This window comes from Arthrobacter sp. PvP103 (genome assembly GCF_017833075.1).
In the GTDB taxonomy this organism is placed as follows: Bacteria; Actinomycetota; Actinomycetes; order Actinomycetales; family Micrococcaceae; genus Arthrobacter.
The window spans coordinates 2,066,380-2,085,560 of record NZ_JAFIBQ010000001.1; the positions used below are offsets into that span (position 1 = coordinate 2,066,380).

At 66.3% G+C, this 19,181-nt stretch carries 23 protein-coding genes; 9 read left to right on the top strand and 14 right to left on the bottom strand.

From position 1 onward, the window contains the following. The first annotated feature begins 40 nt into the window (after positions 1 to 40). Both JOE41_RS09460 and JOE41_RS09465 read left to right on the top strand, forming a co-directional pair. Positions 41 to 604: a dihydrofolate reductase family protein gene (locus tag JOE41_RS09460; protein WP_011693641.1), complete on the top strand. Its 564-nt coding sequence runs from the start codon at positions 41 to 43 to the stop codon at positions 602 to 604. 9 nt (positions 605 to 613) lie between these two features. After that, positions 614 to 1,237, top strand: coding sequence for a LysE family transporter (locus JOE41_RS09465; RefSeq protein WP_011693642.1), 624 nt, complete (start codon positions 614 to 616; stop codon positions 1,235 to 1,237). On the opposite strand, the gene JOE41_RS09470 is transcribed toward JOE41_RS09465, so the two are convergent. The 7 genes from JOE41_RS09470 to JOE41_RS09500 all read right to left on the bottom strand — a co-directional run bounded on the left by JOE41_RS09470 (position 1,238) and on the right by JOE41_RS09500 (position 10,701). Next, positions 1,238 to 3,811: an ATP-dependent Clp protease ATP-binding subunit gene (locus tag JOE41_RS09470; RefSeq protein WP_209752186.1), complete on the bottom strand. Its 2,574-nt coding sequence runs from the start codon at positions 3,809 to 3,811 to the stop codon at positions 1,238 to 1,240. It lies immediately after the preceding gene. Between the two features lie 129 nt (positions 3,812 to 3,940). Further along, the gene (locus JOE41_RS09475; RefSeq protein WP_209752187.1) at positions 3,941 to 5,530 is read right to left on the bottom strand and encodes a long-chain fatty acid--CoA ligase; all 1,590 of its coding nucleotides are present in this window, start codon (positions 5,528 to 5,530) and stop codon (positions 3,941 to 3,943) included. 42 nt (positions 5,531 to 5,572) lie between these two features. Continuing rightward, positions 5,573 to 6,952, bottom strand: a complete 1,380-nt coding sequence (locus JOE41_RS09480) for an MFS transporter (protein ID WP_209752188.1) — start codon at positions 6,950 to 6,952, stop codon at positions 5,573 to 5,575. Between the two features lie 67 nt (positions 6,953 to 7,019). Continuing rightward, positions 7,020 to 7,475, bottom strand: coding sequence for a MaoC family dehydratase (locus JOE41_RS09485; protein ID WP_209742095.1), 456 nt, complete (start codon positions 7,473 to 7,475; stop codon positions 7,020 to 7,022). A gap of 139 nt (positions 7,476 to 7,614) precedes the next feature. Continuing rightward, entirely contained in the window at positions 7,615 to 8,841 is a 1,227-nt protein-coding gene (locus JOE41_RS09490) for an acyl-CoA dehydrogenase family protein (RefSeq protein ID WP_209752189.1), read from the bottom strand. A 1-nt stretch (position 8,842) separates the two neighbouring features. Beyond that, a complete protein-coding gene (locus JOE41_RS09495) occupies positions 8,843 to 9,736 on the bottom strand; it encodes an amidohydrolase family protein (RefSeq protein ID WP_209752190.1) in 894 nt (297 codons plus the stop codon). A 2-nt stretch (positions 9,737 to 9,738) separates the two neighbouring features. Next, positions 9,739 to 10,701, bottom strand: a complete 963-nt coding sequence (locus JOE41_RS09500; protein ID WP_011693649.1) for an SDR family NAD(P)-dependent oxidoreductase — start codon at positions 10,699 to 10,701, stop codon at positions 9,739 to 9,741. A 125-nt stretch (positions 10,702 to 10,826) separates the two neighbouring features. Between JOE41_RS09500 and JOE41_RS09505 the strand changes: the two genes are divergently transcribed. Continuing rightward, positions 10,827 to 11,312, top strand: coding sequence for a MarR family winged helix-turn-helix transcriptional regulator (locus JOE41_RS09505; protein WP_011693650.1), 486 nt, complete (start codon positions 10,827 to 10,829; stop codon positions 11,310 to 11,312). Between the two features lie 44 nt (positions 11,313 to 11,356). Here JOE41_RS09505 and JOE41_RS09510 read toward each other — a convergent pair whose 3' ends face one another. The 7 genes from JOE41_RS09510 to JOE41_RS09540 form a co-directional block, all read right to left on the bottom strand. Beyond that, positions 11,357 to 11,599, bottom strand: a complete 243-nt coding sequence (locus JOE41_RS09510) for a hypothetical protein (RefSeq protein WP_209752191.1) — start codon at positions 11,597 to 11,599, stop codon at positions 11,357 to 11,359. 66 nt (positions 11,600 to 11,665) lie between these two features. Continuing rightward, a complete protein-coding gene (locus JOE41_RS09515) occupies positions 11,666 to 12,043 on the bottom strand; it encodes a metalloregulator ArsR/SmtB family transcription factor (RefSeq protein WP_209752192.1) in 378 nt (125 codons plus the stop codon). Beyond that, positions 12,040 to 13,305: an MFS transporter gene (locus JOE41_RS09520; RefSeq protein ID WP_209752193.1), complete on the bottom strand. Its 1,266-nt coding sequence runs from the start codon at positions 13,303 to 13,305 to the stop codon at positions 12,040 to 12,042. The genes JOE41_RS09515 and JOE41_RS09520 overlap by 4 nt, the downstream gene beginning before the upstream one ends. Before the next feature lie 72 nt (positions 13,306 to 13,377). Beyond that, complete coding sequence (locus JOE41_RS09525; RefSeq protein WP_209752194.1) at positions 13,378 to 14,667, bottom strand: MFS transporter; 1,290 nt, start codon at positions 14,665 to 14,667, stop codon at positions 13,378 to 13,380. 241 nt (positions 14,668 to 14,908) lie between these two features. Next, the gene (locus JOE41_RS09530) at positions 14,909 to 15,181 is read right to left on the bottom strand and encodes a hypothetical protein (protein ID WP_307800740.1); all 273 of its coding nucleotides are present in this window, start codon (positions 15,179 to 15,181) and stop codon (positions 14,909 to 14,911) included. Between the two features lie 139 nt (positions 15,182 to 15,320). Continuing rightward, positions 15,321 to 15,743 (bottom strand): DUF302 domain-containing protein, encoded by a 423-nt coding sequence (locus JOE41_RS09535; protein WP_209752196.1) that lies wholly within the window; start codon positions 15,741 to 15,743, stop codon positions 15,321 to 15,323. 76 nt (positions 15,744 to 15,819) lie between these two features. Further along, positions 15,820 to 16,077 carry a metal-sensitive transcriptional regulator gene (locus tag JOE41_RS09540; RefSeq protein ID WP_011693657.1) on the bottom strand — a complete coding sequence of 86 codons (258 nt, stop codon included), beginning with the start codon at positions 16,075 to 16,077 and terminating at the stop codon, positions 15,820 to 15,822. 128 nt (positions 16,078 to 16,205) lie between these two features. On the opposite strand from JOE41_RS09540, the gene JOE41_RS09545 reads away from it, so the two are divergent. The 6 genes from JOE41_RS09545 to JOE41_RS09570 are packed head-to-tail and all read left to right on the top strand — an operon-like array spanning position 16,206 to position 19,163. Further along, positions 16,206 to 16,862: a rhodanese-like domain-containing protein gene (locus JOE41_RS09545; protein ID WP_011693658.1), complete on the top strand. Its 657-nt coding sequence runs from the start codon at positions 16,206 to 16,208 to the stop codon at positions 16,860 to 16,862. Next, the gene (locus tag JOE41_RS09550; RefSeq protein WP_011693659.1) at positions 16,859 to 17,617 is read left to right on the top strand and encodes a sulfite exporter TauE/SafE family protein; all 759 of its coding nucleotides are present in this window, start codon (positions 16,859 to 16,861) and stop codon (positions 17,615 to 17,617) included. Before JOE41_RS09545 ends, JOE41_RS09550 begins: the two co-directional genes overlap by 4 nt. Before the next feature lie 50 nt (positions 17,618 to 17,667). Continuing rightward, on the top strand, positions 17,668 to 18,009 hold the full coding sequence (locus JOE41_RS09555; RefSeq protein ID WP_011693660.1) for a rhodanese-like domain-containing protein: 342 nt from the start codon (positions 17,668 to 17,670) through the stop codon (positions 18,007 to 18,009). 33 nt (positions 18,010 to 18,042) lie between these two features. Beyond that, positions 18,043 to 18,339, top strand: a complete 297-nt coding sequence (locus JOE41_RS09560) for a rhodanese-like domain-containing protein (protein ID WP_011693661.1) — start codon at positions 18,043 to 18,045, stop codon at positions 18,337 to 18,339. Positions 18,340 to 18,397: 58 nt separating this feature from the next. Beyond that, complete coding sequence (locus tag JOE41_RS09565) at positions 18,398 to 18,760, top strand: co-chaperone YbbN (RefSeq protein WP_011693662.1); 363 nt, start codon at positions 18,398 to 18,400, stop codon at positions 18,758 to 18,760. 19 nt (positions 18,761 to 18,779) lie between these two features. Then, positions 18,780 to 19,163 (top strand): rhodanese-like domain-containing protein, encoded by a 384-nt coding sequence (locus JOE41_RS09570; RefSeq protein WP_209752197.1) that lies wholly within the window; start codon positions 18,780 to 18,782, stop codon positions 19,161 to 19,163. Positions 19,164 to 19,181: the final 18 nt, after the last annotated feature.

A 19,181-nucleotide genomic window follows, 5' to 3' on the forward strand; every position in this document is an offset into this window, starting at 1 on the left:
TACCTAGGACGCAAGAAAACCATCAGCGAGGAGAATCCCCATGCGCAAGTTGACCGCCGGCCTTTTCTACTCTGTGGACGGGGTGGTTGAATCCCCCAATCTTTGGCAGTTCGACAGCTTTGATGAGGAGCTCGGCGCCGGGATGAACGAAATGATGGCCCGGGTGGAAACCGGGCTCCTGGGCCGGGTGGGCTACGAGCAGTGGGCCGGCTACTGGCCTGGCGCGGCCGCTGACGCCGACTTCGGCGCGTTCATCAATCCGTTGCAGAAGTTCGTGGCCTCCAGGACGCTGTCGGGCGAACTCGAATGGCAGAACTCCCGGCTTATGGACGCACCGCTGGAGGAGTTCGTGGCCGGCCTCAAGAACGGCGACGGCGGCGAAATTGCCGTGTTCGCCAGCATCTCTCTGACCCGGCAGCTCCTGTTCGCCGGGCTGCTCGACTCGCTGATGCTCATGGTGCACCCGGTCATTGCCGGAAGTGGGCGGCGGCTGTTCGAGGACGGGGACCCGGTGACGCGGCTGGAGCTGCAGGATTCGCAGCGGACCAGCAAGGGGAACATGATCCTCAGCTATGGCATCCGCCCCTCGGCCCAGCCCCACTAAACTGGATGGGTGCAACCCTCCCTTTGGCTGGCCCTGGCCGGCGCCGGCGTCCTGATCAGCTTCACCCCCGGAGCAGGCGCCATCAACACCATGAGCAACTCGCTGAATTCGGGTTTCCGGCGGTCAATCTGGGGAATCCTGGGCCAGCAGGCTGCACTGGTGATCCACGTTCTGATCGTGGCCCTGGGCGTCGGCGTCCTGGTGGCCAGCTCGCCTGTGGCATTCAACGTGATCAGGTATGCCGGCGCAGCCTACCTGGTCTATCTGGGCATCCGGCAGTTCCTGCACAAGCCGGACCTGGACCAGGAGAAGGCCGCCGAGCTTCGGAACGAACCGGCGGCATCCATGTTCCGCCGGGGTCTGTGGGTCAATCTGCTCAACCCCAAGGCCGTCGTCTTCTTCCTGGCCTTCATGCCCCAGTTCATCAGGCCTGAGCAGCCGCTGCTGCCCCAGTATCTCGTCCTGACCGTCACCGTGGTGGTCATCGACATTCTGGTGATGTGGTTCTTCTTCGCCGCCGCAGCCAAGTCCTTCCAGCGTTTCACGCACAATGCCCACGGGCAGAAGATCCTGAACCGGACGTTCGGGGTTCTCTTCGTGGCCGTGGGCATCATGCTCGCGCTGATCCACTAGCTAGGCGGCCAGCGGAACCTCCGGACGGCCCGCAGCCACCACCAGTTCGGGCCCGTCCGCGGACACCGTGACCTGTCCCCCGGCGGCCAGGCCGGAGCCCACCAGCAGGTCGGCGATCCGGTCATCAAGCTCGCGCTGGATCACGCGCCGCATGGGCCGGGCACCGTATTCGGGCTCGTAGCCCCGCTCGGCAATCCAGTCCACCGCGTCCTCGCTGACCACCAGCCCGATGCCCTGCGAGCGCAGGCGGGCGTCGGTCTCGTCCAGCATCAGCCGCACGATCTGGCGCAGCTGGGCCCGGTCGAGCTTGCGGAACAGGACGATCTCGTCGATGCGGTTAAGGAACTCCGGCCGCATCGATTCACGCAGCCGCGCCAGCACGCGGTCGCGCAGGGCCTTCTCCGAGCCGAACGCGTCCCCCGCCGCGGTGAACCCGGTGGGTCCCGCCTTGCTGGCCAGGAACTCCGACCCCAGGTTCGAGGTCATGATGACCACCGTGTTGCGGAAGTCCACGGTACGTCCGTGCCCGTCCGTCAGGCGCCCGTCGTCGAGAACCTGCAGCAGGAGGTTGAACACGTCCGGGTGGGCCTTCTCCACCTCGTCGAGCAGCACGATCGAGTACGGATTGCGCCGCACCCGCTCGGTCAGCTGCCCGGCCTCGTCGTAACCCACGTACCCCGGAGGGGCACCCACCAGTCGGCTCACCGTATGCCGTTCACCGAACTCGCTCATGTCGAAGCGGATCATGGAGTCCTCGCTGCCGAAGAGCGAGCCTGCGAGCGCCTTGGCGAGTTCGGTCTTGCCCACGCCGGTGGGGCCCAGGAAGAGGAAGCTCCCGATCGGCCTGCCAGCGGCGCCCATGCCCGTGCGGTTGCGGCGAACGGACTTCGCAATCAGGCTCACGGCATCCTCCTGGCCCACAACACGCTGGTGCAGGTCCTCTTCGAGCCTGGCCAGGCGTTCACGGTCACCCTCGGTGATCCGGCTCGCCGGGATGCCCGTTGCGCGGGAGATGATCTCGGCAATCTCCGCCTCACCCACGACGGCGGACTCGCTGCCGGGGCCTTCCTGGCTGGCCGCGCCGCCGTCGAGCTTTTCCTTCAGCGCGTTCGCTTCGTCCCGGAGCCGGGAGGCCGCTTCGAAGTCCTCCGCCGCTATGGCGGCGGTCTTCGATTCCTCAAGCGCCACCAAGCGCTCGCGCAGGGCGGCAGCGTCCTGCCGGGAACCGAGCTTCAGGCTCAGCCTGGCACCGGCCTGGTCCATGAGGTCGATCGCCTTGTCGGGAAGGAACCGGTCCGTCACGTACCGGGCGGACAGTTCGACGGCGGCCCTGACCGCTTCGTCGGTGTAGCGGACACCGTGGTGTTCTTCATACCGCTCGCGCAGCCCGGAAAGGATCTGCACGGCATCCTCGACGGCGGGCTCCCCCACCTGCACGGGCTGGAACCGGCGTTCGAACGCGGGGTCCTTCTCCACCTTGCGGTATTCGTTCAAAGTGGTGGCACCCACAACATGGAGTTCGCCACGCGCCAGCCGCGGTTTCAGGATATTGCCCGCATCCATGCCACCTTCCCCTGCGCCGCCTGCGCCGATGACGGTGTGCAGCTCATCGATGAACAGGATGAACTGCCCCGGGTTCGCGGTGACTTCGTCCATCGCCTTGGTCAGCCGCTCTTCGAAGTCGCCCCGGTAGCGGGTCCCTGCGAGCATGGCAGGAAGGTCCAGCGAAATGACCCGCTTGTTGCGGAGCTGTTCCGGCACAGTGCCGGCGGCAATTGCCTGGGCCAGGCCTTCGACGATGGCCGTCTTGCCCACCCCCGCTTCGCCGATCAGCACCGGATTGTTCTTGGTGCGCCGGGCGAGGACCTCAATGGTCTGGGCTGTTTCGTCGGAGCGCCCGATGACCGGGTCAAGGCCGCCTGAGCGCGCCAGGGCCGTCATGTCAGTCCCGTAGGTGTCCAGCATCGGGGTCGCCGGAGCGGTGCCGGTACCGCTTGCGGATGCTGCAGCGTCCGGTGCGCCGGCTCCGGACGGCTCGGTACCGGAAGTTTCGCGCGCCCCGGCCTGGAAGGACTCCGGCGTGACGCCGGCCGCAGCGAGCACCTGCCCGGCGGGGGCGTCCTGGTTGAGCACCAGGGCGAAGAAGAGGTGCTCCGGGTCGATGTAGGTGGACCCGAACGCCCGGGCTACCTGGTAGGCATCGAGCAGTGCGCGCTGCGCGGACGGCGTCAGCGCAGGGGCGCTTGTCGCCGCCCGGCCGGATTTCTCCGGCAGGCGTTCTTCGGCTGCCCTGGCCACTGCCGCGGGGTCGGCCCCGGCGCGGCGCACGTAGCTGGTGGCCGGTTCCGCCCCGGCCATGGTCCGCAGGATATGCAGGGCATCCACATCGCCGTGTCCGAGGTCCACGGCGAACTGGCCGGCGAGCGAGAGCACTTCATGGGTGCGGCGGCTCAGCAGCCGGGTGATGTCCGTGGGGCGCCCGGACCGGGCAGCGCGCTGGCCCTGCAGGTAGCGCGCGAGGAACTCGTCAAACGAACCGCTGCCGGTACCGGCAGGTCCAAAAAACGTTGGCATGTACCCTCCGTAGGTAAAGTTGAGTGCAATTGACTCAAGTCTCTAGCTACGAAGATTATTCCCGGTCCGGGGACGGGACCGCAACTGTCCGTGCGCGCCCGCCCCCGGGGCCGCAAGTGCCCGTTCGCGCTACTGCAGCTGGCCGTTTGCGGGGGTCAGCTTCCGCAGGTCCGCCTTCCTGATCTTGCCGCTCGCCGTCCGCGGCATCTCGTCCACGAACACCACCGACTTGGGAATCTTGTAGCGGGCCAGGCGCCCGTCCAGGTGGGCCCGCAGCTGCTCCTCACTCAGCTGCGCCCCCTCCCGCAGCAGCACCACGGCCCGCGGCACTTCGCCCCACTTTTCGTCCGGCACGCCGATCACCGCCACGCTGCCCACGGCCTCCAGCTCGGTGATGGCCTGCTCCACTTCCGCCGGATAGATGTTCTCGCCGCCGGAGATGATCATGTCCTTGAGCCGGTCCGAGATGAACACGAAGCCCTCGCCGTCCTTGTAGCCCATGTCGCCGGACTTGAACCAGCCGTCCGCGGTGTAGGAATCGGCCGTCGAGTCGGGCCGGTTCCAGTATTCGTGGATGACGTTGGGACCCTTGATCTGGATCTCACCCACCGTGCCCGGTGCCGCCGGCTCCGTGTCGGGACTGGCGAGGTCTGCTATCTGGACCTCCGTAAAGAAGTGCGGCAGCCCGGACGATCCGGCCTTGTCCCGGGACCGCGCCGCCGGCAGCGTGGTGGCACCCGGCGCCGTCTCGGTCATCCCGTAGCCGTTCGAAAAGTGCAGCCCCCGCTTCTCGTAGGCATCCAGCACGCGCAGCGGCACCGCCGACCCTCCGCAGGTCAGCTTGTTCAGGGAGCTCAGGTCCGTGGTTTCCCAGGCGGGATGTTCGCAGAGCATCTGGTAGGTGGTGGGCACCCCGCTGATGGTGGTGGCCCGGTGCCGTTCGATGAGCTGAAGCGTCCGCAGCGGATCGAACCGGGCCTCCAGCACCACGGTCCCGCCCTTCAGCAGTGTGGGCAGGACGCCCATGTCCAGCGACGCCACATGGAACATCGGGGAGATCATCAAGGCAACGTCCGTGGAAGCGAAGTCGAAATCGACAATCACATTGATGCAGTTCCACGTGATGTTCCCGTGGGTCAGCAGGGCACCCTTGGGGTGACCGGTGGTGCCCGAGGTGTAGAGGATCATGGCGCCGTCGTCCAGGCCCACCGGCTCGTCGGGGGCCACGTTCGCGCCGGACGCCACCACGTCTTCGTAGCGTTCCGCCGGCTGGTCCCCCCGCACGGCGGCAGCGCCGCCGTCGTGCTTTCCTGTCGGGGCGGCTTCGTCGACGGCGATCCGCCGGACGGCGCCGGTGCCGGCCGCGCCACGGACCGCCAGGTCCGACAGGCTCTCCGCGTGCACCAGCAGCACGGCGCCGCAGTCCCTGAGCTGGAACTGAATTTCCGGGGGCGCCAGCCGCGTGTTCAGTGGGACGAAGACGGCTCCGGCCAGGCCGCAGGCGAAAAGGGTCTCCAGGAAGGACGGATCGTTCTCCCCCAGGTAGGCCACCCGGTCCCCGCGGGCCACGCCGCGGTCACGGAGGGCATTGGCAAGCCGGGCCGAGCGTTCCGCCAGTTGCTCGTAACTGACCTCCCGGTCTCCGGCGATAATTGCTGTCTTGTTGCCCGACTTCGGGCGGCGCCGTTGCAGCCACGAGCCGATGCCAAAATTTTCCACGGCAAATCCTTTCTAATTAGACGGTAGTCCCTGGCGGCCGGATCAGAGCCGGACTGTCTGGAGATCGTTGTTCTTGGGTTCCCGGGTGAGCAGGATGAAGACGATCGACACCACGGACATGATGGCGAGGTACCAGACCACCGAACCGGTGTTCTGGCCGGAGTCCTTGAAGATCTGCGCCACGATGCCGGGCGTGAACCCCGCACCGAGCAGGGTTGCCAGTTGGTAGCCGAGCGAGGCTCCCGTGTACCGCGAAGTGGTGCCGAACTGTTCGGAGACGAAGGCCGCGAGCGGGCCGAAGAGCGTCGAGTGGATCATCAGGCCCACGGCGAACGCCACGAAGATCAGCATGATGTCGTTGGAGGACAGCAGCTGGAACATCGGCACGAGGTAGGCGATGAACAGCACGAGTCCGCCCACCATCACCGGCCGCCGGCCCAGCTTGTCCGAGAGCCTGCCGCCCAGGACCACAAAGACGATGGAGACCAGGGAGGCTGCGGCGTAGGCGTAGAGCACGCCCTGGCGGTCGGCGCCCTTGGAGACGGCGAAGGTCACCGCGAACGTTGCCAGCACCACCTGCAGCGCGAACCCCGCGGCTCCGGCCAGCATGGTGAAGATGAGGGTCTTGGGCCGGCGGAGCACCTGGAGCAGGGGAATTTCACGGCGGACCGGTGCGGTGCCGCGGGCTCCGCTTGCGCCTTCCGTCCGCGCCGCTTCGGCCTGCACGCGCTTTTCCTGTTCGAGGGCAGCCTTGAAGATGGGGCTCTCGGAGACCTTCAGACGGACGAACATGCCCACGCCCAGCAGCACGAAGGAAAGCAGGAACGGTACGCGCCAGCCCCAGGCAAGGAACTGGTCGTTCGGCAGTGACGAGAAGGCGCCCATGATGAACGTGCCCAGGACGGCGCCCGTCGGGGCACCGGCGTTCACGAACGACGCCGCGAAGCCGCGCTTGCCGGATTCCGAGTGTTCCAGCGCCATCAGGGCGGCGCCGCCCCATTCACCGCCGACGGCGATGCCCTGGAAGATGCGGAGGACCACCAGCATCACGGCGCCCCACGGCCCCGCCACGGAGGCGCCCGGGACCAGGCCGATCAGGGTGGAGGCCACGCCCATGACCAGCATGGAGACGATGAGCATTCCCTTGCGGCCCAGCTTGTCGCCGAAGTGGCCGAAGATGATGCCGCCGAGGGGGCGGGCCACGTAGCCGGCGGCGAAGGTGCCGTAGGCCGCCACCACGCCTACCCATTCGTCCATCCCGGAGAAGAAGACCTTCGGGAAAACGACGGCGGCGGCCGTGGCGTAGAGGAGGAAGTCGTAGTACTCGATGGTGCTGCCCAGATAACTGGAGGCGATGACCGTGCGCGCTTCCTTGCGGCGTTCGGCCGTACCCATGGCTTGAAGCTGAGTGAGTCCAGACATGGCTGTTCCTTTAGGACAGAGGGATAAAAAAGGGGGGTTGTGTTTGGAAAGGCGGGTTCCGTGGTGATTATTTGTAGAAGCGGGCCAGGAATTCGGCCACGACGGCGGGCCGCTCCTGGCCTTCGATCTCGATGGTGTTGGCCACCTTGATCTGGGCGCCACCCTTGACCTCGGTGACCTCGGCAATGGTGGCCTGCATGCGGATCCGCGAGCCCACCTTCACCGGGGAGGTGAAGCGGACTTTGTCCAGGCCGTAGTTCACCTTGGTGGTGACGCCGTCCACGTCGAACAGCTCGCCCCAGAACGGAATGATCAGCGAGAGGGTGAGGAACCCGTGGGCGATCGGGGCGCCGAACGGGCCGTCCTTGGCGCGCTCCGGGTCTACGTGGATCCACTGGTCATCGCCCGTGGCGTCGGCAAATTTGTTGATTTGCTCCTGCGTGATTTCGCGGTATTCGGTCACGCCGAGATCGGTTCCGGCGAGCGTGAGCAGTTTGTCGAAGTCGACGACGAGATTGGGCATGTGGGCCTCCTGGTGTGGTTTTGGAGTTGCGGAAGTACGACGGCGGTGCGGTGCTGCCGCCGTCGGGTTTTGGTTGTTGTTCGATTCAGTTAGCGGCGTCCGGTTAGCGGTACGTCAGCGGCGTCCGGTTAGCGGCGCGTCAGCGGGTGAAGGCGCTTTCGCCGGTGAGGGCGCGGCCCACGATGAGTGCGTTGATTTCGTGGGTGCCTTCATAGGAGTAGACGGCTTCGGCGTCGGCGTGGAACCTGGCCACGTCCGTCTCGAGGGTGATTCCGTTGCCGCCCACCACCTCGCGGGCCAGGGCCACGGTTTCGCGCATCAGCAGGGATGTTTGCATCTTGGCGAGTGCGGAGTCCTGGTCGCGGTAGATGCCGCGGGCCTGTTGTTCAGTCAGCCGGACCACCAGGGACAGCGAGGAGGTGACGTTGCCGAGCATCCGTGCCAGTTTTTCCTGGACCAGCTGGAAGGAGCCCAACTGGCGGCCGAACTGCGTGCGTTCGGTGACGTAGCGGAGGGCGGCTTCGAACGCCCCGGCCTGGATGCCGGTGGCAATCCAGGCAACGTCCGATCGCATGGCCCGGAGCATCGCGGCCACGTCCTTGAAGGAGTTCACGTTGTGCAGCCGCATGGAATCCGGCACGCGGACACTGTCGAGCCTGATATGGGCGTTCTGCATCATCCTCAGCGCAGTCTTGCCGTGGATCTTCTCGAGTGTCACGCCCTCAGCCTGGCGGTCCACCAGGAAGGCCTTGACCTGCCCGTCCTCCTGGTCCCGGGCGAAGACCGCCAGCACGTCGGCGCTTACTGCGCCGCCGATCCAGCGCTTGGCGCCGTTCAGCACCCAGGAATCCCCTTCCCTGCGGGCTGTGGTGGACAGCCCTCCGGCGATGTCCGAACCGGAGTCAGGTTCAGTGAGGGAAAAGACGCCCTTGAGGGAGAAGTCGACGACCTTCGGCATCCACTCGGCCTGCTGCTCCGGCGAGGCGCCCACCCGGATGGCGGTGCGGAAGAGTCCGGCCTGGGACGTGTACCAGGTGGCCAGCGAGGCGTCCGTTCGGGCGAGTTCGAAGATCCGGAAACCCTGGTAGATGCCCCGGGCAGGGCTGCTTTTTGCGCCCAGGGCGCCCGTAAGCTCCGCCGGTTCCATCAGGTCCAGGTCGATCAGGGGCTGGGCGAGTTGTGTGGGGAACTCCCCGCGTTCCCAGTAGTCGGCCAGCAGCGGTTGCGCTTCCCGGTCCAGGAAGTTCCGCAGCCGACCCAGAACGCGGCGCTCGTCCTCCGTGAGAAGGGATTCGGCGTCGTAGTAGTCGCAGACGCCGTAGAGGCGGGCCGCCGCCACAGTCCCCGTATCGGTATCGAGGCTCATCTCAGCCGCCCAGTCCGAGCAGGCGCACCGCGTTGTGCTTGAGGATCTTGGGCCTGACCTCGTCCTTGAGCGGCAGGTCCGCGAAGGCGCCAAGCCACTTCTGCGGCGTGATGAGCGGGAAGTCGGTGCCGAACAGGACCTTGTCCTGCAGGACCGAGTTGGACATGCGCACCAGCGACTCCGGGAAGTACTTGGGCGACCAGCCGGAGAGGTCGATATGTACGTTGGCCTTGTGCGTGGCGATGGAGTTTGCCTCGTCCTGCCACGGCACCGAGGGGTGCGCCATGATGATCTGCAGTTCAGGGAAGTCGGCGGCGACGGCGTCCAGCAGGAGCGGGTTGGAATAGGCCAGCTTGATGCCGTACCCGCCGGGGAGGCCTGCGCCCATGCCGTTCTGGCCGGTGTGGAAAATGGCCGGCAGGCCCAGTTCCTGCAGGGTCTCCCACAGCGGATAGAACTGCTCGTTCGAGGGGTCGAAGCCCTGCAGGCTGGGATGGAACTTGAAGCCGCGGGCGCCAAGGTCGATGGCCTGGTCCTTGGCGCCCTGGATGGCTTCGGCCCCCGTGCGGGGATCCACGCTGCCGAAGGGGATCAGCACATCGTTGTTCCGGGCCGCGCCGGCGATCAGGTCCTCAATGCTGTTGGGTTCGTGCTTGAGCTGGGTGCGCGCGTCCACGGTGAAAACGACGGCGGCCATGTTCAGTTCCCGGTACACCTCGGCGATGCGGTCCAGCGAGGGGGTGCGGTCCTCGGATTTGAAGTACTTGGCCGAAGCTTCAGTGAGCGCCGGCGGGAGCGACTCGTGGCCGTGGCCGTCCACTTCGAGGTGGACGTGCATGTCGATCGCGTCGAGCTTCGCGGCGTCGATGCCGAGCTCATAGCGGGTGGCAGGCATGGCTAGCCCACCTTCACGGGAGCCGGCTGGTTCCCGGCCGGACGCGCGTCGGGCTGCAGGTCCTCGGGCAGCGGCAGGAACTCCTCGCCCACGCTCTGAAGCTTCCCGCCGAAGAGCGGGCCGAAGTTGGCCACGAGGTCCTCGTAACGCCAGCCGCCCTCGCGGTATTCGGTGGCCGCCGCCTCGGGGTGGGTCCAGAGCTGGAGCCGGTCGCCGCCGGCGCCGATGGCCTGGCCGGTAATGCCGGCCGCCTCATCGGAGGCGAGGAACGCGACCAGTCCGGAGACGTCGTCGGCCGTTCCAAAACCGAGTTCGTGGCGGAAGAAAGCCGGCATGGCCTCCCCGCGCTCGTCCGCCTCCACTGCCTTCTGGAAGTAGGGAACGGTTTTTGTCATGGCCGTGGCCGCCACCGGGATGACGGCGTTGGCGGTTACCCCGGCCTTCTTCATTTCCAGGGCCCAGGTGCGGACCATGCCCACGATGCCGGCCTTGGCGGCGGCGTAGTTGGTCTGGCCGAAGTTGCCGCGCTGCCCGGTGGGCGAGCCGATGGTGATGATCCGGCCGGCAACACCGTTCTCCTTGAAGTAGGCGAACGCTTCCCGGACACACGTGAAGGTGCCGCGGAGGTGGACGTTGATGACGGCGTCGAAATCCTCGTCGGTCATCTTCAGCAGGCTCTTGTCCCGCAGGATGCCGGCGTTGGTGACCAGGATGTCGAGCCGGCCGAAGTTTTCCACGGCTGCCTGCACAAGTTGCCTGGCCGCCTCCGTGCTGCCGACGGGAGCGACGACGGCGGTGGCCTTCCCGCCGTCGGCCTCAATGGTCCGGACCGCTTCCGCGGCCACCTCGGCGTCCACGTCGTTGATGACGACGGCGGCGCCCTGCCGGGCGAGTTCCCGGGCGTAGGCCAGGCCCAGGCCCCGGCCGCTTCCGGTGACGATTGCTACTTTGCCTGACAGGCTCATGGCTGCTCCTTTGCTAGCTGACCTCGTGCATTCCCGCCATCGGCGTGGGATGCTGTTCTGTATCCATGAAATTATGGATAGTTGAAAATGTCAACGATTTATTTTGAGGATTATTGGAGTTGGGCATGACGATCGAGATACAGGGCGGTCAGCGCACCGAACAGGCCCACAAGTTGGTCGCCGCGTCCATCAGCCAGGACCTCGGCTTCCTGCTGGCCAAGCTGCACGCCGCAGGGTCCGTTGTGAACAACAGGGCGCTGGCCGAGTTCGACCTCAAAGAGCGTTCCTACTCCGTCCTGATCCTCGCAAACAGCGGGCTCGAGCCGACGCAGCGCGAAATGGCCGACTTCCTCAGCCTGGACCCGAGCCAGATTGTGGCCCTCGTGGATGAGCTGGAGAAGCGTGGCCTGGTGGCGAGGGCGCCCGGGAAGCAGGACCGCCGGGCAAAGACCGTGACGGCTACCGCCAAGGGAGGAAAACTGCTCGGCCAGGCCAGCGAGGCTGCACGAAGGGCTGAGGCGGAAGTTCTGGACGGGCTGCCCGCGGAGGAATCGGCCCAGCTCAAGGCACTGCTCCGCAAAGCATTGTGGGGTGCCGGGCTGCCCGAATGAGGGCGGGCCGGGCCGGGCGGGCCTAGCGGGGTGCCGGGCCCGGCTTAGCGGGCCGGGCGGGAGCGCCCCTCTCGGGCGGCCTGGTTCCGCCGCGCCAACTCTGCCATGACCACCGGCCCCACCAGGCCGGCGTGGTTCGGGCCCGGGGTGTTGCAGTCCCTGAGGAGGCCGGCCAGCGCTTCGAGCTCACCGGTGGGGACAGCGGACAAGGAGGCGTACGCCTTGATGACACGCCGTTCGGCGATGCCGGCGTGGCGGCTTCTGTCGGCGTGTAGTTTGCGGCGCATGGGACATCCTCAGCGAAGAATCCGGAGGCTGCCTGCATAGCCCGAAGCCAGAATACCGCAGCCGGGTCAGTCGTGGAACGGTTCTCCCGTGGTCCGATGGTCCGCGTGGTTGATGGTTTCCCGGATCAGCCGGACGAGGTGGCCGTCGTGCAGCGAGTAGATGACCTGCCTGCCGCTCTTCCTCCCGTCCACCATTCCGCTAAGCCTGAGCTTGGCCAGGTGCTGGCTGACTACGGTCCGCGGTACGGCTGCCGCCTCAGTGAGTTCAGTGACACTCTTGGGGCCCTGCGAAAGCTGCCACAGCAGATGCAGGCGGGTCGGCTCGGCCAGCATCCGCAGCGTGGCGGCGGCATTTTCAAGCAACTCCGCGCCAGGTGTGACCGGATGGACGAGCGAGGGCTCCTCAGTTCCGGCGTTGAACGGACTGCTCGGCTGGCTGCTCAACTGTGCTCCTTGATGGCGGCTGGGTCTGATCCTAAAGCTGGGCCTGGTCCTAAAGGGGTCTTTCCGGGCCAGAACAGGAAGCCTCCTGCACTGCCAAGTATCGCAAGGATCGTCAGCGCTGCTGCAGCCCAGCCCAGGCCCGCGGCGGCACCAATCCAGCCTGCCAGCGGGTAGCTCAGGATGTAGCAGGCATGGGAGAGCGAGAACTGGGCCGTGAAAACGTAGGGAAGGGTACCCTCGGTGGAGGCCTCCCGAAGCAACCGGGAGGACGGTGTAAGGACGGCTGAAGTGGCAGCCCCCAGCAGGAGCCACAGCGCCAGCAACGGCCACCACCCCGTCTCCGCAGTCGCCAGGAACATCACCGCGGCGGCACCGGCGAGCGCCGGCGGGATCAGGGCGGCTCCGGTCATCATGACAGCACGGTCTCCAAAGCGGTCAAGGAGCCGCGGGGCAGCCAGGGCGACGGCCATGGAACCGGCACCGAAGCAGGCCAGGGCTACGGCGAGATCGGATCCGGGACGGTGCAGGCTGTCCCGGACGTAGACCACCGTATTGACCAGCACCAGGGCAGTCGGCGCGGACACCGCCAGGTTCAGCGCGAGAAGCGACCTCAGCCGCCGGTTGTGCCAAAAGATCCGCGTTCCCAGCGTGGTCCGGTGCCAGAGGGAAGGCTGAGGACCTCCGGGCGCGGCGGACCGGGGAATGGCCGTCATGGCGACGAGGATCGCCGAGGCCAGGAAGCCTGCAACCGTACCGATGAACAGCCTGTTGTAGCTCATTACCGTCAGCAGCAGCGCGGCGGCGGCCGGGCTGACGAGTGCTTCCATGTCGTAGGCGAGCCGGGACAGCGAAAGGGCGTACGTGTAGTCCCTGGGATCCTTCAGGATCAGCGGTATCAGCGACTGGAACGCCGGGGTAAACGTTGCGGACGCGGACTGAAGCAGGAAGATCACCACGTAGATCTGCCACGTTTCCGTGATGAACGGCAGGCATAGGGCCATGGCCGCCCGCACGAGGTCAGCTCCGATCAGAACGGGCTTCCTGGGCAGGCGCGCCACCAGCGCGGTGATCACCGGGGCCAGCCCCACATAGGCCAACATCTTGATGGTCAGCGCTGTGCCAAGGACGGCCCCGGAGTTCCTGCCCGCGAGGTCATACGCCAGCAGCCCCAGGGCGATGGTCAACAGACCCGTCCCCGCCAAAGCCACGATCTGGGCACAGAACAACCGGGCATAGACTCCGTTGCGAAGGACCGCGAGCACCAGACTCCTCAAGTGCATATGTGCACTAATGTGCACTTATAGACTAGCTGAGCCGAGCCTCGATGCAACCGCCTAGCGGAAGGAGGGCTTGTGATCGGCGCCGCGCATCCGGACAGCCACCACAACACCGGACACTCCGGTCAGGACGGCAACGACGGCGACTGCCGCAGGAATGCCGTAGGCGTCTGCAATGATTCCGGACAGCAGGGCGCCGACCGCAAAGCCGCCGTCGCGCCACAGCCGGTAGATCCCCACCGACGTGGCCCGCCATTCGGGGTGGGCAACGTCGCCGATGGCGGCCAGCAGCGTCGGGTAGACCATGGCCGTGCCTGCCCCCAGCAGGACTGCCGCGGCCAGCCAGATCTCAAAGCCGGCACCAAAGGCGACCATGCCGAGCGCGACGGCCTGCACCAGCATGCCTCCCACGATCAGGGGCTTGCGCCCGATCCGGTCCGACAGCACCCCGGTCACCAGCTGGCCGGCGCCCCACACGGCCGGATACACCGCCGCGAGGATGCCGATGCGTTCAATTGTCAATCCGGCGGCCGCAAAGAGGACCGGAAAAAGGCCCCAGGCCAGGCCGTCGTTGAGGTTGTTCACCATGCCCGCCTGGCTGACAGCGGACAGCGACTTGTCACGGAAGCTCGTCAGGGTGAACACCTCGCGGTTGCTCAGCTGCCCGTGCGCCCCCTCGTGGACCGCAACGTGGCTGGCGGCCTCAGCCCTGGCGTGGTGGTGCGTTTCCCGCACGGTGAGCACGGAAAGGCCCAGGCCGACGGCGATGAAGGCAGCACCCAGCAGGAACGGGCCGGGGCGCAACCCGTAAGTGGAGGCGATGTAGCCGGTGGCCAGGGCGGTCCCGGCGACGCCGAGGTAGCCGGCGGCCTCGTTGAGGCCCATGGCCAGGCCCCGGCGTGAAGGACCCACGAGGTCCATCTTCATCATGACCGTCGTGGACCAGGTCAGCCCCTGGCTGATGCCGAGGACGATGTTGGCCGCGACGATCCACCCCCATGACGGCCCAAAGATCAGCATCAGCGGGACGGGCAGCGCGACCAGCCACCCCGCCACCAGGACCGGCTTGCGCCCGTAACGGTCCGACAGGGTTCCGGCGAAGTAGTTGGTGGCCGCCTTGGCCACCCCGAACGCCAGGATGTACGTCAAGGCGCTGGTGTACAGGTCCAGCTTGAAGACCTCACCGGCCAAGAGGGGCAGGACGGTCCTCTCCTGGCCCAGCGTGCCGCCGACCAGGGCATTGACGGCCACCAGGATCATGAACTGGGCAAGATTCTGCCGCAGCCCCAGGGTTATGGCACCCCTAGTGCCGGGCTGATGTTTCGGGGAGGTGTTTCCGGGCGTCATGGGTACGTTCCTTGGTTTCCGTAAGCGTGGTCTGCCTAGAGGGCAGGGCAGGCATCCGGTGACGCACGGAACGGGCGCCGGGCATCCCGCCCCACAGCGTAAACACGCCGATCGGAAGGGCCGACGGCGACTGGGGACAGCCCGGGTCTCAGCGGGCTTTTCGCCGCCGGCCCCATAACAATTTTAGGAGATTCCGCCCCGCTGCGTGCGAGTGGACGCTACCCGTTTTCCCCCGGTTGCGCTATGCAGACGTAGTTCCGGCCACGCGGCCTGCGGCGCGTGCGGAGCGGTTGCGCCACCAGCGGCGGACGAGGTCCGCCGTGGCCAGGAGTCCCGCCAAGGGCGAGAGGACTGCTGCGGTGTAGACGAAGAGCAGCCATGTGAGTGTTGCAATGGGCGGCTGGCTGGTGCTGAGGAGGGACAGTCCGCCCAGGAAGGCAACCGTCCAAAAAAGAACGACTCCGGAGAGCACCGCTGCAGCAGGGAAATACTCGTTCGTCACTACGGTCATCACAGTGTTCAATGCTCTTCCTCCTGACTGGTTTGGCGCCGGACTTTACCGCGTCAATCTCAGTATGGGGCCAGCCAAACCAGGATTCCGGCAGGACGCAGAAACCGTGACGAAAATAACCAGAGACCGTGCCGGGAACTGCTCAGCCAGGGCTCTTTACCGAGGACAGCACTTCCAGCGCGGCGCGCAGCCGCGTGTCGGCGTCGTTGGCCACTTCCGCAACGGCGGGACTGCCGCTCAGCTGCACCATGGTCTGCGGATCAATGGCCTGGATGGTTGTCATGTCCGCGTCGCGGCCGCGGCGCACCACGACGTTGCAGGGCAGCAGTGCACCGAGGTCCGGTTCGGCGGCAAGCGCGCGGCTGGCCAGGGCAGGGTTGCACGCGCCCAGGATGACGTAGTCGCCCAGGGCGTCAGCGGCCTCGGCGCCAAGTTTGGCCTCAAAGGTCGCGCGGACGTTGATCTCCGAAAGGATGCCGAACCCCTGTCCGGCGAGCGCCTCCCGCGTTTGTTCGACGGCGTCGGTCCAGGACAGCGGGACGGTCACGGTGTGGGTATAACTCATATTGTCTCCTTGGCTATGGCCGGTGGGCCGGAACGGTCGGGTGTTCTTGTCGGTGGTTTTGCGGCTTGGGTGCGGCTCAGGCAAGGGACAGGAAGAGCTTTTCCAGGTCTTTCGTGTCCATGCTCGCATCCTTGCGGACAAGGCATTGCTCCAGTCCGTTGGCAATGATGGCGAATCCCGCGCGGTCCAGTGCCTTCGACACCGCGGCCAGTTGGGTCACGACGTCTTTGCACTCGCGGCCTTCTTCGAGCATCCGGGTTACTGCGGCAAGCTGCCCCTGGGCCCTCTTGAGCCGGTTGATGACCGGGGCGAGGTCGGTTGAATCGAGTTCCATGGTGCCTCCGGGTAAGGGTTGGATGCTTCCAGCGTATACCCCCCGGGGTGTTTTGACTACCCCCAGGGGTATCTGCAATACTCGGTGGGGTATTCAGCTTCTGTCTGATCCGTCTTGAAAGGACATCCATGACACGCCCCTCCGCTTCGGCATCCTCCTCCGCTTCACTTGCGGCCCCCGCAGTCACCGCCCTGGATCCGGAAACGCTGCAGACCTGGTTTCAAGAACACAAGGACCTTGTGGTGATCGACGTACGATCGGCCGCAGAATTCGAATCCCTGCACATCCGGGGGTCGTACAACGTCCCGCTCCCCCTGCTTTCCGAGCACACCGACGAACTGGCCACCCGGCTGGGAAGCCGCGTTGTGCTTGTCTGCCAGTCCGGAGCACGGGCCGAGCAGGCACGGCAGCGCCTCGGCGGTGCAGGCATCGGTACCGCTTATGTCCTGACCGGCGGCGTGCCGGGCTTCGCAGCAGCCGGCGGAAACGTTGTCCGCGGCAAGGCCCGCTGGGACCTGGAACGCCAGGTCCGCCTGGCAGCCGGCTCCCTGGTGGTGCTGGGCCTGGCCGGCGGCAAATTCGTTTCACCCAAAATCCGCCTGCTCGCAGGAGCCATCGGCACTGGCCTGACATTCTCCGCCGCGACCAACACCTGCGCCATGGGCCAGGCACTCTCGGCGATGCCGTGGAACAAGGCGGCAAAGGAACCCACCCGCGAATCCGCCATCCTGCAGCTGCCCACGGCAGCGTTGCAGACCGATCAGGACCGGGCGCAGGCGGCATGATTTCAGCTTTGGCCCTGGGGCTACTCGTCGGGGTCGTGCTCGGCGTAGTCGGGGGCGGCGGCTCGATCATCGCCGTCCCTGCCCTGGTGTACGGGGTGGGCCTAAGCCCCGCGGAGGCCATCCCCACTTCCCTGGTGGTGGTAGGCCTCTCGTCACTGGCAGCACTCCTGCCCCGGCTCCGCGAAGGCATCAACTGGCCGGTTGTCCTGCTGGTCGGGGCTGCCGGCATCCCGGCCGCCTGGGGAGGGGCGGCCGTAGGCCGGCTGCTGGATCCGAACGTACTGATGCTGGCATTCGCAGGCATCATGGTGGTTGCCGGCGTCCGTATGCTGATGCGCACCAAAGAACTGGAGGGTTCTTGTAGCACGGGCCCCGCGAGGGCCTTCCGATCCTGCGCCCCCAAGGCCGTTGGAGTCGGGCTGCTGGTCGGCTTCCTGACCGGCTTGTTGGGAGTTGGCGGCGGATTCCTCATCACACCGGCACTCACGCTCTTCCTGGGGCTGCGCATGAAGCAGGCCGTCGCCTCCTCCCTGGCCATCATCGTCATCAACTCCGCCGCAGGCTTCGGAGCTCACGCCGCCGGTTTCACCATCGAGTGGTCCACGGTCCTGGCCTTCACGGTGCCGGCCATCCTCGGCTCGCTCGCCGCGGCCCGCCTGGCCCGCCTGCTCAAGGACAGGCACGTCCGCGTCTCATTCGCCGTTCTGATCTTCGCCGTCGCCGCCTGGGTCACGGCGAGCACCGTCACAGCCTGACCGGCACCCGCCCGTCCCACACCACCAAAAGTCCCACGAAGGAGAACCCCATGAGCCTTATCGACTCGCTGAAGAAGGCTTTCAGCAAACCGTACAAAACCGTCTCGGTGGCCGAGGCCAAGGAGCTCCTGGTATCGCGGGCGGTGCTGATCGACGTCCGTTCCGCGCAGGAATGGCGAAGCGGCCACGCACCCCAGGCCAAGCACCTGCCCCTGGACAAGCTGCAGGCCGGCGTAACGGGCCTGCAAAAGGGCCGTCCCGTCGTCGCCATGTGCCAATCGGGAGTCCGCTCAGCCTCGGCCGCGCGGCTGCTGGCCAGCCAGGGCTACGAGGCATATTCGCTCCGCGGCGGCATCGGGGCCTGGCGCCAAGCCGGCGAACCGGTCCGCTAAACATCCACCCCACACTCCCGAAAGGAACCCGTCATGGCAGAAATAACCGTCACCGAAGTTGAGCAACGGCGCGCCAGCTCACAAGTCCTCGATGTCCGCGAAGACTTCGAAGTCGCCGAAGGCATGATCCCCGGCGCCCTGCACATCCCGATGGGGCAGCTGCAGGCCCGCCTCTCCGAGCTGGACCCCGGCGTACACGTCATCGTCGTCTGCCGCAGCGGCAATCGAAGCGCCCGCGTGGCAGATGCGCTCAGTGGCGCCGGATTCAGCGCCGACACTATGACCGGCGGCATGATCGCATGGAGCCGCGCAGGACTCCCCGCCGCCTGACACGCCTGCCGCAACCGCAGCTATCCACCCCCTCCAGCCATACTTAAGGAATTCAGCCATGGCAACCATCGACATCACGGAAGAATCGCTTGCCCGGACCCTTGAAGATAACGACATTGTCTTCATCGACTTCTGGGCCGGCTGGTGCGGCCCCTGCCGCATGTTCGCCCCCACGTACGACGCAGCCTCCCAGAAGCACCCGGACGTCGTTTTCGCCAAGGTGGACACGGAAGCCGAACAGGCATTGGCTGCCGCTGCCGGCATCACGTCCATCCCCACGCTGATGGCATTCCGGGACAAGACCCTCGTCTTCTCCCAGCCAGGCGCCCTCAACGCGGCAGGGCTGGAGCAGGTCATCCAGGGCGTCAAAAACCTCGATATGGCAACACTGCGCGAGCAGGCAGCGCAGCATCAGTCCTGACGCATATCCACAGAAGCCGATGCGCAGTATTACGCCCGGCGACCTGGCGGCAATCTGGCCCCGCACGGTGGTGGTGGACGTGCGGCGTCAGGATGAATATGCCGTAGCCCATATCCCGGGCAGCTTGAACATCCCCCTCGATGAACTGCCCTTCCGGCAGCAGGACCTGCCAAACAGCACGCTCTACGTCCTGTGTGGGTCAGGCAAGCGCAGCAGCAAGGCCACTGCGCTCCTCACTGCCCAGGGCCACGACGCGGTCAACATCGCGGGCGGCATGACGGAGTGGTACCGGGAAGGCCATCCGGTGAGCTATGCACCGCCGGCGCCAGACGAACTTCCGTCCGGACGCTGGAGATCTGCACTGGAGAAACTTGCGAATTGGCGCGGCCGAAGCACCGGCTGACGGCTTCAAAACCACAGC

Coding starts and splice junctions, on each gene's coding strand:
- JOE41_RS09555 (WP_011693660.1), top strand. CDS start 17,668: ATGAGCCTTATCGACTCGCTGAAGAAGGCTTTCAGCAAACCGTACAAA.
- JOE41_RS09480 (WP_209752188.1), bottom strand. CDS start 6,952: ATGTCTGGACTCACTCAGCTTCAAGCCATGGGTACGGCCGAACGCCGC.
- JOE41_RS09470 (WP_209752186.1), bottom strand. CDS start 3,811: ATGCCAACGTTTTTTGGACCTGCCGGTACCGGCAGCGGTTCGTTTGAC.
- JOE41_RS09545 (WP_011693658.1), top strand. CDS start 16,206: ATGACACGCCCCTCCGCTTCGGCATCCTCCTCCGCTTCACTTGCGGCC.
- JOE41_RS09460 (WP_011693641.1), top strand. CDS start 41: ATGCGCAAGTTGACCGCCGGCCTTTTCTACTCTGTGGACGGGGTGGTT.
- JOE41_RS09560 (WP_011693661.1), top strand. CDS start 18,043: ATGGCAGAAATAACCGTCACCGAAGTTGAGCAACGGCGCGCCAGCTCA.
- JOE41_RS09500 (WP_011693649.1), bottom strand. CDS start 10,701: ATGAGCCTGTCAGGCAAAGTAGCAATCGTCACCGGAAGCGGCCGGGGC.
- JOE41_RS09510 (WP_209752191.1), bottom strand. CDS start 11,599: ATGCGCCGCAAACTACACGCCGACAGAAGCCGCCACGCCGGCATCGCC.
- JOE41_RS09495 (WP_209752190.1), bottom strand. CDS start 9,736: ATGCCTGCCACCCGCTATGAGCTCGGCATCGACGCCGCGAAGCTCGAC.
- JOE41_RS09535 (WP_209752196.1), bottom strand. CDS start 15,743: ATGAGTTATACCCACACCGTGACCGTCCCGCTGTCCTGGACCGACGCC.
- JOE41_RS09490 (WP_209752189.1), bottom strand. CDS start 8,841: ATGAGCCTCGATACCGATACGGGGACTGTGGCGGCGGCCCGCCTCTAC.
- JOE41_RS09540 (WP_011693657.1), bottom strand. CDS start 16,077: ATGGAACTCGATTCAACCGACCTCGCCCCGGTCATCAACCGGCTCAAG.
- JOE41_RS09505 (WP_011693650.1), top strand. CDS start 10,827: ATGACGATCGAGATACAGGGCGGTCAGCGCACCGAACAGGCCCACAAG.
- JOE41_RS09550 (WP_011693659.1), top strand. CDS start 16,859: ATGATTTCAGCTTTGGCCCTGGGGCTACTCGTCGGGGTCGTGCTCGGC.
- JOE41_RS09485 (WP_209742095.1), bottom strand. CDS start 7,475: ATGCCCAATCTCGTCGTCGACTTCGACAAACTGCTCACGCTCGCCGGA.
- JOE41_RS09525 (WP_209752194.1), bottom strand. CDS start 14,667: ATGACGCCCGGAAACACCTCCCCGAAACATCAGCCCGGCACTAGGGGT.
- JOE41_RS09570 (WP_209752197.1), top strand. CDS start 18,780: ATGCGCAGTATTACGCCCGGCGACCTGGCGGCAATCTGGCCCCGCACG.
- JOE41_RS09565 (WP_011693662.1), top strand. CDS start 18,398: ATGGCAACCATCGACATCACGGAAGAATCGCTTGCCCGGACCCTTGAA.